Consider the following 11976-nt stretch of genomic DNA (forward strand, 5'->3'; position numbering starts at 1 on the left):
GGGCAGGCACGGCCTGCGGGATTGCACTACCCTCGGAAGAAAGCAACCGCGCCGTCCGTCTTTCGAGGACGTCGCACCCGTTCGTCCACTATGAGAGGTTCCCGATGCTTCCCGTGCTGCGCTCCTTCTGTCTGCTGGCCGCCACGGCCCTGATCTCCGCCCCGCTGACGGCCGATGAACCCACCGGTTCCGACAACTGGTGGTGGGACGACGACTGGTGGGAGGACGGCGTGATGTACGCCGATCTGGAAAACCACGAGGTCGCGGTCGAGCGCATCGAGTATCAGCGGGATGGCATCGACATCCCGGCGATGGTCGCCCGTCCCGCCGATGGCGAGTCCTATCCGGCGATCCTCTGGGCGCATGGCCGGCGCGGGCTGGATGATCTCGCCGAGCTCCACGTGAAGCGTCTGGCAGCGCGTGGCTTCGTCGTGCTCGCCCCGGACATGTATACCGGCCGTTTCATGGAGAGCCACCCGCTGGACCATGATTACGAGCTGGAGGGCGATCTGAACAAGGGCCTGGACGTCCTGCTGGAGCGCGACGACATCATCGGGAATCGCGCCTGCCTGCTCTCGATCACCCGCGGGGGGTACAAGACGCTCAAGGTGGCCGTCACCTTCGAACGCCAGGTCGAGGACGTCGCCTGCTGGGCCGGTTATTACCCCCACCTGCAGGACCCGAACCTGGGCGAGCCGCACCAGGTGTATCGTTACGCCAGCGAGGTCAACGAGCTCCGGATCCCGATGATGATCCTGATCGGCGACGAGGAGCAGTACCAGCGCCACCGGACCGCGCGCATGGCGGCCGATGGCCTCGAAAGCCGCGGCGGCGATGTCACCTGGATCGAATATCCGGGCGTGGGCCGTGGCTTCGACTTTCGCAATGGCAACAACCGCACCTTTGCCGACGACCTCGCCTCGCGCGACGCGATGATCCGCGTCACCCGCTTCGTCAACCGGCACCTGCGCGACTGAGTTCTTCCTCGGTCCCCCTCCCTCCTGGCTACAGGCCGACGCCAGCAGCCCCCGGGTTGGTGGCGTCGCTGCTTCCTTGTGCCTGCGCCTATAAATAAGTCTTTGATAATACAATTAAACGTTTCCGTGCGCAGAGTGCGGAATTTGCTATCTTCGGGCTTTACGTCATCGAGATGCCCCGGCCGTTGTGCGGTCGGTACCCGGTTTGTACGCACTCAAGTCGCAAAAGGAGGATGAAGATGGCCAAGGTTCTGATCGCCCAGGGTGGAGGCCCCACGGCGGTAATCAATCAATCCATGGTGGGCGCGGTACTCGAGGCCCGGAAATTTACCGACGTCGAACTCGTCTACGGAGCCTTCCACGGGGTCCGCGGGATCATCGACGAGGAATTCCTGGACCTGACCCAGGAGACCACCCACAACCTGGAAATGGTCGCGCAGACGCCCTCGTCGGCTCTGGGTTCCACGCGTGACAAACCGGATCTCGACTATTGCAAGGAGATCTTCAAGGTCCTGAAGGCCCACGAGATCACCTACTTCTTCTATATCGGGGGCAACGACTCCTCCGACACCGTGCGCATCGTCAGCGAGGAGGCGCGCAAGGCGAACTACCCGATGCGCTGCGTGCACATCCCCAAGACGATCGACAATGACCTCGTGGAGAACGACCACACGCCGGGCTTCCCGTCGGCGGCGCGCTTTGTGGCGCAGGCCTTTATCGGTGCCAACCTCGATAACTACGCCCTGCCGGGTATTTATCTGGCTGTGGTCATGGGGCGTCATGCCGGTTTCCTCACGGCCGCCTCCGCGCTGGGCAAGAAGTTCCCGGACGACGGGCCGCATCTCATCTACGTCCCGGAGCGGGTGTTCGAGGTTGATCGTTTCCTGCAGGACGTGAAGGCGACGATGGATCGCTATGGCCGCTGCGTGATTGCCGTCAGCGAAGGCATCCATGATGCGGAGGGCGAACCGATCGCCACCAAGCTGGCCAAGGACGTGGAAAAGGATGCGCACGGCAACGTCCAGCTCTCCGGTACCGGCGCGCTGGCCGATATGCTGTGCGGCGAGATCCGCGACAAGCTGGGCGTGAAGCGCGTACGCGGCGACACCTTCGGTTACCTCCAGCGGGCGTTCATTGGCTGTGTCTCCGACGTCGACCAGCGCGAGGCGCGCGAGGTGGGCGAGAAGGCGGTGCAGTTCGCGATGTGGGAAGGTCGCGACGGTTCGGTCGCGATCAAGCGCACCGGCTTTTACTCGGTGGATTACGAGTACGTCCCGCTGGAGGCCGTCGCGGGCAAGACCAAGGTCATGCCGGACGAGTTCATCGATGCCTCGGGCACCGATGTCACCGATGCCTTCCGCATGTACCTGCGTCCCCTGCTGGGTTCGCGCATGCCGGATGCCTACCGGCTGCGGCAGAACAAGGTGACCAAGGTCCTGGGGCGCTAGTCGCGGCCAGGTCGGCAGGAGGGGGCTGGCCGGTTGGCGGGTCCCCGAATCGAAAAGGCCCGCCCGGTGTTCCGGGCGGGCCTTTTTACCTCGTGGGAGGCAGTTTCCGGGCCTTCCGCGAGATCGTCAGCCCAGGGCCTTGAAGATCTGGTCGCGGATATCTTCCACCGACCCTGTCCCCTTGATGTGGACACACTTCGGGGCGTCGGGCTCGCCGCTTTCCTCCCACTTGGCGTAGAAGTCGACCAGCGGCTGGGTCTGACTGTGATAGGCCTCGAGGCGCTTGCGGACCGTCTCTTCGTTGTCGTCCTCGCGCTGGATCAGGTCCTCGCCCGTGACGTCATCCTTGCCTTCGACCTTCGGCGGGTTGAACTCGACGTGGTAGGTGCGACCGGAGCCCGGGTGTACCCGGCGCCCGCTCATCCGGCGGATCACCTCCTCGTCCGGCACATCCACCTCCACGACGAAGTCGAGCGGCACACCCTGATCCTTCAATGCCTGGGCCTGCGGGATGGTGCGCGGGAAGCCGTCGAACAGGAAGCCGTTATCGCAGCAGTCGGGCTGGTCGACGCGTTCCTTGACCAGTCCGAGGATGATGTCGTCGGACACCAGGCCGCCTGCATCCATGACCTCCTTGGCCTTGAGGCCCAGCGGGGTGCCGGCCTTGACGGCCGCGCGCAGCATGTCGCCGGTGGAGATCTGCGGGATGTTGTATTTCTCGCAGATGTACTGGGCCTGTGTGCCCTTGCCGGCGCCGGGCGCCCCCAACAGAATCAGTCGCATGCTCTCCCTCCTATGAGGAGTGGGTGGTTGTGCTATGGTCGCGACAGACGCTTCCGTGCCGCGCAAGTTACAGTACAGTGATTGTGGTTGTCGGTACAAGCGCACCCGCGCCGTCCTGGATCGCCCCCTGGCAAGGAGTCATCGACCGTCATGCAAGCCGGCCCCCGCGAGATCACCACGCCGTTTCGCCCCATCCCTCTCGATATCCCGGAGGGCATGAAACCCAACGAGTTCTTCAACAGCACCGAGAACCTGGCCGATCTGGTCAACAACAACGGCCTGCTGGTCAACCCGGAGAATCTCCTGCTCTATCGCAAGGCGCTGGGACACAGCAACGAATTCGATTGCTCCATCATCTACAACACCTCGCAGACGATCCTGGACCCGATGGGGCGGCCGGTGCGCCGCACTCAGGTCCCGGAGCCGGTGCGGCATGTCTGGAACCGGATGAACGGGGTGATCATCGAGTACATGCTGGAGCAGTACCCGGACCCGGCCGAGGCCCTGGTGCTGGCGGGGGAGGCGAGTCTGGATGCGACCTGGCCGCTGACCGCCCCGGGGGTGCCCAGCATCCGCATGCTGCACAACCATTTCATCGTCTTCCCGAAGTCGAAACTGGCCGATGCGCCGCTGGCGGACCCGGGTAATCCCAATCTGACCGACGGGGGGCAGCACAGCCTCTTCCAGGCCTACATGCGCGAGGTATACCGAGCCTTCTTTACCCGGGCGCTGGATCTGCAGATCCTCCGTCCGGCGCCGGATCACGAAGCCCGCCTGGAATTGACCGGCTACCCGCATGGCCTCCCGAGCTGGGAGATCCAGGGCGGCGTCGAGGCGCTGAAGGACATCCGCTTCTGGCGTGAATACGACGCCGTCCTGCAGGGGTTCCTGGATTTCTACCGCACCTTCTTCTCGCAGGTCTCCACCCGCAATGCGCCGATGCCCGCTGGCGTGCATTTCCCGGATGCGGTGGAAGAGGTTCTTTTGTTCAACAACGACTTCCTGAAGACCGCGAAGAAGGTTCGCGACCGCTGCTTCACCGACGCCAAGTACGCCCACGCAATCCGCTGGCAGCCGGCATTCAAGCAGTTGATCTATCGCAATGACGAGGGCCGGCTGATTGTCACGATCAGCCAGAACTCGATCGGCAACGCGATCACCGAGTTACTGGGCGTGGTGGTAAACCGGGTGCCGGACGCGGAGGCTTACGAGTGCCACGAGCCGGCGCTGATCGAGAAACTGCTGGAGGTGCGCCGCCGTCTGGTGGAGGTGGATCTGGGGCAGGGCATCGCGACCGAGGGATGGCCCGCCGCCTGACGCGGAGGGTTCGATCCCCGCCCTGGGTGCGGAGGGGCCGAAGGGGTGGTGGTCCCACCCCCTCGGTGTGCTCAGGCGACTGACTGGTAATAGATGTTCTGCGGGTGGTTGGCCTGGGCGAAGAAGAACCACCGCTCCGCGATCAGCCCCAGGTACTGGGTCACGAAGGCGGCAATCAGGACGCCGGTCGGATCCACGCGCGTGGCCAGAACGACCAGCAGCAGGATCGCCGGAATCACGAAGGCCGCCAGCAGGAACACCCACTTCATCCCGCGCAGGAACGCCGCCGACACGTGGTGGAAAAACTCCCGCGTGTTGAATGAGCCCCCCATGAAGCCCTGGGACTTCTGCTGGATCTTCGGGTGCTTGACCCCGATCGCGGTCTGCAGCGTGGACTTGGCCTTGATGCGCGAATTGCGAACCAGCGAGGCGGCCCGGGTGGCCAGCCCCAGGACGGTCAGCACGATGGCCACCGTTACCAGGAAGTTCACCAGCCCCGCGGCGCCGGCCCAGGCGGCATAGGCCGCCGCCAGGGTAAAGCCGGAGGCGGCTCCCAGCACGGTGTAGTTGACCACGGTCAGTGGCGAGTGCCATTCCTGCAGGAACTTGATGCAGGCGTAGATCATTGCGGTCGTTATATACAGCACGATCGCGAGCAACGCTCCGAGCGCCCCGAGCAATACGGTCGGGAGGACCGGATAGCCGCCGGCCAGCGTGCCCAGTGGCGGGTTGAAACCGAACCAGTGGGCGACACCGTAGAGGAACACCACCCCCATGAATGCCGGAAGCACGATCACCTCGCGCGAGAGCCACGAGGTGCGCCACTTGGTGGCCGTGCGCCAGGCACGCTCCGGGCGCCCCAGATGAAAGAACGATGCCACCAGGCCGAGCACCAGGAATATCAGCGCGATCAGCGACCCTAGCGCCAGGAACTCGGAGCCGGGTGCCGGGAGCACGCCTAGCAGGCCCAGTGACTCGGCACCGAACAGGGCCAGGAAAAGGCCCTGGCCGGCGCCGATGAGGGTGGTGAGGAAGATGACCGAGAAGGCTGGATGCATAGTCTGTTCGTCCCTGTTTACCAGCTGGTGACATCGTCGAGGGAGGGTTCTTCCTGCCCGGGCTTGGGCAACTGGCTGTCGATCTTCAGCGGGTTGTCGGCGCGTTCCACCTCGTCCTCGCGGATGGTGACTTGCGTCTTGCGGCGCGGCAGGTAGTGGTTCGCCGGTTTGGTCCCCCACTCGGGCATCAGCTGATAGCCCCCGGCCTCGCGGATCGCCTTCGAGACCACCGATTCCGGATCATGAATGTCACCGTACAGGCGGGCATTGGTCGGACAGGCCCGCACGCAGGCCGGCTTGCGATCCCACTCGGGCAGTTCCTCGTTGTAGATGCGGTCCACGCACAGGGTGCACTTGGTCATCACCTTGCGTTCGGCATCCACCTCGCGCACGCCGTAGGGACAGGCCCAGGAGCAGTACTTGCAGCCGATGCACTTGTCGTAGTCGACCAGCACGATGCCGTCGGACTCGCGCTTGTAGGAAGCCCCGGTCGGGCAAACCGGTACGCACGGGGGTTCCTCGCAATGCAGACAGGACTTGGGAAAGTGCACCGTCTCGGTGTTCGGATACTCGCCGACCTCGAAACTCTGTACGCGGTTGAAGAAGGTACCGGTGGGGTCCGCGTCGTAGGGGTTCTGGTCGACCAGTGGGCCGGCATCGCCGGAGGTGTTCCATTCCTTGCAGCTGGTCACGCAGGCGTGGCAGCCCACGCATACGTTGAGATCGATGACGAGGGCGAGTTGGGTCATTTCTTGCCTCCTAGGCCCGCAAAGAAGTTCAAAACACGTGCCCGCGTGGACTGGCCGGGGTACGGTTTGAGGGGCTTGAACTGGGGTGAAGTCTCCTGCGGCTCCCCTTCTTCGGCCTTGTAGATACGTACGCGGACGTCATACCAGGCCGCCTGACCGGTCACCGGGTCGGAGTTGGAGATCGGGCCGTCGTCACTCGGCAGCTCCTCGGAGATCAGGTGGTTGAGCAGGAAGCCCTTGCGCGACTCGTTGGCGCGCGGGGTCAGGTTCCAGGCACCCGAGGCCTTGCCGATGGCATTCCAGGTCCAGACCGTACCGGGTTCCACCGCCTCGGAGTACTTGGCCATGCAGCGCACCCGGCCCCACTGGCTCTCCACCCAGATCCAGTCCTCGTCCTGTATCCCGGCGGCATGCGCGGTACGCGCGTTCACGTACAGCAGGTTGTGCGCGTGGATCTGACGCAGCCAGGCGTTCTGGGAGTCCCAGGAGTGGTACATCGCCATCGGACGCTGGGTGATGGCGGCCAGCGGGTAGGTGTGCTTGTTGGTGGACTGGTATTCCAGTGGGTCGTAGTAGAACGGCAGCGGATCGAAAAAGGTCTCGACACGCTTGGCCAGGTGTGCAGGTGCCTTGCGCGACGGGCCCTTGCCCTGGGCCGCCGCGCGGAACTTCATCAGCACCTCGGAGTAGAGGTGAATCAGGATCGGTTCGCCAAAGCGCGTAATGCGGTTGCGCTGCGACCACTCGAGATAACCTTTGTTCCAGTTGCGCATGTACTGGTAGCTGCGTGGCAGTTCGTACTGGAACACGCAGTTGTTCTGGGCGTACATCTCCCACTGGTTGGGGTTGGGTTCGCCGCGCAGCGATTTCTCGCCGCCCTTGCCGCGCCAGCCGGCCAGGAAGCCGATGCCCGAGCCGGGCTCGGTTTCGTAGTTGACCACGAAGTCCGGGTAGTCGCGGTACTTGCGCTCGCCCTTGTCGTTCACGAATGCCGGCAGCTTCAGGCGCGACCCGAGTTCGATCAGCACCTCCTGGAACGGCTTGCACTCGCCCTTGGGCGGGACCACCGGGATGCGCACGGAGTCCACCGGGCCGTCGAATTCGGAGATCGGGCGGTCGAGCATGGACATCACGTCGTGGCGCTCGAGGTAGGTGGTGTCCGGCAGGATCAGGTCCGCAAATGCCGTCATCTCGGACTGGAAGGCGTCCGCCACGACCAGGAACGGGATCTTGTACTCCCCGTTGTCGTCCTTGTCGTTCAGCATCTTGCGGACCTCTTCCGTGTTCATGGTCGAGTTCCACGCCATGTTGGCCATGAAGATCAGCAGGGTGTCGATCGGGTAGGGATCGCCCCGCCAGGCGTTGGTGATGGCGTTGTGCATCATGCCGTGCACGGCCAGCGGGTATTCCCAGGAGAAGGCCTTGTCGAGTCGTACCGGCTCTCCCTTGTCGTCCACGAACAGGTCGTCCGGGTCCGCCGGCCAGCCGAGCACCATGCCGTCCAGCGGCTTTCCGGCCTGCACGCCTTCCGGCCCCTTCGGGGTGCGGGCGCAGGGCGGAATGGGACGCGGGAATGGCGCCTTGTGGCGGAAGCCGCCGGGCCGATCGATGGTGCCCAGCAGCGACATCAGGATCGACAGGGAGCGGATCGTGTGGAACCCGTTCGAATGCGCCGCCAGGCCGCGCATGGCGTGGAAGGAGACCGGATTGCCGGTGACCGACTCGTGTTCTTCGCCCCAGGAGTCGGTCCAGGCGATGGGGAGCTCGATCCGCTGGTCGCGGGCGGTCACCCCCATCTCGTGGGCCAGGCGGCGGATGTCCTCGGCCGAGATGCCGGTGATCCGTTCCGCCCACTCGGGCGTGTATTCCGCGACCCGGTCCTGCAGCAGCTGGAATGCGGGCTTGGTACGGGTGCCGTCTTTCAGGGTGAATTCACCCAGCAGATACGGGTCCGCGCCCGGGGTGTGGGTCTGCACCGGGCGGCCCGTCTTGCGATCCCACCAGAGCTGGTCCTGTGCGTCGTAACACCCCTCTGCCGGGGGTGCGTCAGAGCGCAGGAACATCCCGAAGGCGTCGCTGTCCTCGTCCATGTTCACCAGCTGGCCGGCGTTGCTGTAGCGCACCAGGAAGTCGCGGTCGTACAGGCCCTTGCTCATGATCTCGTGGATCAGGGCGAGCAGCAGGGCACCGTCGGTGCCCGGGCGGATCGGCACCCATTCGTCGGCGATCGCGGAATAGCCCGTGCGCACAGGGTTGATGGAGATGAACCGCCCGCCCTGGCGCTTGAACTTGGAGATCGCGACCTTGAGCGGATTGGAGTGGTGGTCCTCGGCGGTGCCGATCATCACGAACAGCTTGGAGCGCTCGAGATCGGGCCCGCCGAATTCCCAGAACGAGCCACCGATGGTGTAGATCATGCCGGCGGCCATGTTGACCGAGCAGAAGCCGCCGTGGGCCGCGTAGTTGGGCGTGCCGAACTGCTTGGCGAACAGCCCGGTCAGGGCCTGCATCTGGTCGCGCCCGGTAAACAGGGCAAAGCGCTTCGGGTCGGTCTCGCGAATGTGTCCGAGCCGTTCGGCAAGGATCTCGAAGGTCTCTTCCCAGGAGATCGGTTCGAACTCTCCGTCGCCCCGCTCGGCGCCGGCCTTGCGCCGCAGGGGCTGGGTCAGCCGCGCCGGCGAGTGCTGTTTCATGATCCCGGAGGCACCCTTGGCACAGATGACCCCCTCGTTGATAGGGTGCTCGGGGTTGCCGTCGATATAGCGCACCTCCCCGTCACGCAGGTGCACCCGAATGCCGCAACGGCAGGCGCACATGTAACAGGTGGTGTTCTTGATTTCCTGCGAGGGGGTCTGTGCCATAAATCGTCAACGCCTTGTAAGTTAGACAATCGCGATATACTGCAATACCCCTTACTGCGATCGGGGTTACCCCCACTATGCAGTTCCGGGGTGCCCACCACAAGGCGTTTCGAGAGCGATCTTTGCGCCCGGGTTTTGCCGGCCCGGACACGACCGGGGCGCGGGGACGGGCGCCGCAGTGTTATGGTTCCGGGCCAGGAGCATGACAACAGAGGCCTGTGAATCCGATGAAGGTATGCATTGTTTCCGACAGTCACGACCGCGGCCCGATGCTGGCCCGTGCGATCGAGGCCGGCATTGCCGAGGGCGCCGAGGCGGTTATTCACTGTGGCGACGTGATTGGCGGGAATACCCTGCGCGCTTCGCTGAAACTCGGGGTGCCGATCCACGCGGTACATGGCAATAACCTCGGGGACCCCGTCGCGATTTCGCGCATTGCCCATCAGTCCAACGGCCTGCTCCATTACCACGGGCTGGATGCCACCATCACCCTCGGCGACCGGCGTATCTTCGTTACGCACTATCCCCACTACGCCCATGCGATGGCCTGTACGGGCGACTACGACCTCGTCTGTTGCGGGCACAGTCACGAAACCGAGATCCGCCAGCAGCCCCATGTGAAGGGTGGCTCCACCTGGCTCGTGAATCCCGGCACCGTGGCCGGTCTTGGCGCACCCGAGGCGACCTGGGCGCTGGGTGACCTGCGCAGCATGGACTTCCAGATCCGGTCGACGCCGGAGGAAACTGCGGCCTGAGTCAGCGTTTCCCTGCGGGGGAGCGGCGGATCAACGGACCGGCTTGTCAGCGAGTGCGTCTCAGGGCATCGTCTAGGTTCCCACCCTGGATGGAGAGAACGCGATGACAGCAGAATTCCCGCACAAGCCCCTTCCGTCGAACAAGGCGGCGCCCGGAACCGGTCTCCAGCAGGTCTCGGAGGAGGATCCCCAGGTCACGCTGGCCTCGTCCGCGCTGTGTGTGATGACGGACTTTCGCCGGGTTCCGGTCGCGACCATCGGGCCGGAGGCGACGCTGAACCAGGCGACGGAGCAGATGATTGCCAAGGGTGTGCGGCTGTTGATCGTGGTCGACTCGGAGCGCGTGCTCGGGCTGATCACCGCGCGTGACACCCAGGGTGAGCGTCCGATCCAGATGGTGAACGAACGCGGGATGCGGCACGAGGACTTGATGGTCCGTGACCTGATGGTTCCGGTAGATGACATTGACCTGCTGGACATGCAGCGGGTCATGCAGGCCGACGTGGCCGACATCGTCGCGACCCTGAAGGACTGGGGGCGCCAGCATGCACTGGTTGGACAGCGCGATCCGGAGACCGGGGAAACCCGCATCCGGGGCATGTTCTCGGCCACCCAGATTGGTCGCCAGCTGGGGATTCAGGTTCAGACGTTCGATGTCGCGCGGACCTTCGCGCAGATCCAGGCGACCCTGTCCAAGGCCTATTAGTCGCGGATCAGGATGGGGTTGCTGCCGCGGCCGCGGAGTGCCGCGGCAGCATGGATCCACGCTCGCCCTAAGCCTGAGCCTTGAGCGGCGAGCGCCCTGCTACTTGTTTAACCCCTGATAATACTCCATCAGGATCTTCGCCACTTCCGGGCGGGAGAACTCGACCGGGGGTGCCTCGCCGCGGCCCAGCATCTCGCGCACCTTGGTGCCGGACAGCAGCACGAAGTCCTCCTTCGTGTGGTCGGGTGCATCGCACATCATCACGACGCGGTCCAGCTTCTTCGAGTAGGCCGTGTGGTCGGCGCGGAAGATCTCGATCTCCAGGGCATCGTCCGGCACCTCGGTATCGAAGATCGTCTGGGCGTCGAACGGTCCGTAGTAATCCCCGACCCCGGCATGGTCGCGCCCGATGATGAAGTGTGTCGCGCCCATGTTCTGCCGGAACAGCGCATGCAGGACCGCCTCGCGCGGACCCGCATACAGCATGTCGAAGCCATACCCGGTGATCATCACAGTGTTCGGAGGGAAGTAGATCTCGGCCATCTTGCGGATGGCAGCGTCCCGCACCGGCGCCGGGATATCGCCGGGCTTGAGTTTGCCCAGCAGCATGTGGATCACGATGCCGTCCGCATTCAGTTGTTCCATCGCCATGCGGCACAGTTCCTCGTGCGCGCGGTGCATCGGGTTGCGGGTCTGGAACGCGACCACGCGGTTCCAGCCTCGTTCGGCTATCTCGTTGCGAATCTCGACTGCAGTGCGGAAGGTGTCGGGGAAGTCGTCCTGGAAGTAGGAGAAGTGCAGGACCTGGATGGGCCCGGAGACGCAGACGCGGCCGACGCTGTTGAACGCGGCAACCCCGGGGTGTTCCATGTCGGTCGTTCCGTAGACCTGCTGGGTCATGGTCTCCATCTGCTCGGGCGTGAATTCCTCGATCGCCTCGACCTCCTGAATGGCGATCACCGGGTTGCCTTCCATGTTGGGGTCGCGCAGGGCAATCCGCCCGACTCCGCGAATCGCGTCGGCGTCTTCCAGCAGGTTGACGACCGGGACCGGGAAAAAGAGGCCGCTGGTGGTCCTCATGTTCTCGGCGCAGCTCATGGCGTCCGCCATATTCATGAAGCCGGTCAGCGGCGTGAAGTAACCGCCCCCCATCATTACAGCGTTCCCGGCTGCCGCGGAGCTGATCACGACGGAGGGGAGGGTCTCGGCCTCCTGCAGCAAGGCGTGATGTTGATCGGGGTCGTATACGAACAGGGGCTTCAGGGTGTCTGCACCGTGCGGTTTGATCATGGGGCTTTTTCTCCTGCCGACGCTGGATGTGG

General features: G+C 64.3%; 10 protein-coding genes. 5 read left to right on the top strand and 5 right to left on the bottom strand.

Going from position 1 to position 11976, the window contains the following annotated elements; translation table 11 throughout:
* The first annotated feature begins 104 nt into the window (after window positions 1–104).
* Both F572_RS0112050 and F572_RS0112055 read left to right on the top strand, forming a co-directional pair.
* On the top strand, window positions 105–977 hold the full coding sequence (locus F572_RS0112050) for a dienelactone hydrolase family protein (protein ID WP_017942959.1): 873 nt from the start codon (window positions 105–107) through the stop codon (window positions 975–977).
* Between the two features lie 239 nt (window positions 978–1216).
* Window positions 1217–2425 carry a 6-phosphofructokinase gene (locus F572_RS0112055; RefSeq protein WP_017942958.1) on the top strand — a complete coding sequence of 403 codons (1209 nt, stop codon included), beginning with the start codon at window positions 1217–1219 and terminating at the stop codon, window positions 2423–2425.
* Between the two features lie 126 nt (window positions 2426–2551).
* Here F572_RS0112055 and adk read toward each other — a convergent pair whose 3' ends face one another.
* A complete protein-coding gene (gene adk, locus F572_RS0112060; RefSeq protein ID WP_017942957.1) occupies window positions 2552–3208 on the bottom strand; it encodes an adenylate kinase in 657 nt (218 codons plus the stop codon).
* Window positions 3209–3358: 150 nt separating this feature from the next.
* On the opposite strand from adk, the gene F572_RS0112065 reads away from it, so the two are divergent.
* Complete coding sequence (locus tag F572_RS0112065) at window positions 3359–4525, top strand: hypothetical protein (protein WP_017942956.1); 1167 nt, start codon at window positions 3359–3361, stop codon at window positions 4523–4525.
* A 71-nt stretch (window positions 4526–4596) separates the two neighbouring features.
* Here the strand turns inward: F572_RS0112065 and F572_RS0112070 are convergent, their stop codons facing one another.
* From F572_RS0112070 to F572_RS0112080, 3 genes are read right to left on the bottom strand one after another with little or no spacing between them, the layout of a single operon-like run.
* On the bottom strand, window positions 4597–5583 hold the full coding sequence (locus F572_RS0112070; protein WP_017942955.1) for a DmsC/YnfH family molybdoenzyme membrane anchor subunit: 987 nt from the start codon (window positions 5581–5583) through the stop codon (window positions 4597–4599).
* Between the two features lie 17 nt (window positions 5584–5600).
* Window positions 5601–6332, bottom strand: coding sequence for a 4Fe-4S dicluster domain-containing protein (locus tag F572_RS0112075; RefSeq protein WP_017942954.1), 732 nt, complete (start codon window positions 6330–6332; stop codon window positions 5601–5603).
* The gene (locus F572_RS0112080) at window positions 6329–9193 is read right to left on the bottom strand and encodes a molybdopterin oxidoreductase family protein (RefSeq protein WP_017942953.1); all 2865 of its coding nucleotides are present in this window, start codon (window positions 9191–9193) and stop codon (window positions 6329–6331) included. The genes F572_RS0112075 and F572_RS0112080 overlap by 4 nt, the downstream gene beginning before the upstream one ends.
* 227 nt (window positions 9194–9420) lie before the next feature.
* On the opposite strand from F572_RS0112080, the gene F572_RS0112085 reads away from it, so the two are divergent.
* Together F572_RS0112085 and F572_RS0112090 are read left to right on the top strand one after the other, a co-directional pair.
* On the top strand, window positions 9421–9948 hold the full coding sequence (locus F572_RS0112085; RefSeq protein ID WP_017942952.1) for a metallophosphoesterase family protein: 528 nt from the start codon (window positions 9421–9423) through the stop codon (window positions 9946–9948).
* Between the two features lie 103 nt (window positions 9949–10051).
* The gene (locus F572_RS0112090; protein ID WP_017942951.1) at window positions 10052–10654 is read left to right on the top strand and encodes a CBS domain-containing protein; all 603 of its coding nucleotides are present in this window, start codon (window positions 10052–10054) and stop codon (window positions 10652–10654) included.
* Between the two features lie 99 nt (window positions 10655–10753).
* Here F572_RS0112090 and sat read toward each other — a convergent pair whose 3' ends face one another.
* Window positions 10754–11944: a sulfate adenylyltransferase gene (gene sat, locus F572_RS0112095; RefSeq protein WP_017942950.1), complete on the bottom strand. Its 1191-nt coding sequence runs from the start codon at window positions 11942–11944 to the stop codon at window positions 10754–10756.
* Between the last annotated feature and the right edge of the window lie 32 nt (window positions 11945–11976).

It is taken from the genome of Thioalkalivibrio sp. ALE14, assembly GCF_000376845.1.
Taxonomy (GTDB): Bacteria; Pseudomonadota; Gammaproteobacteria; order Ectothiorhodospirales; family Ectothiorhodospiraceae; genus Thioalkalivibrio.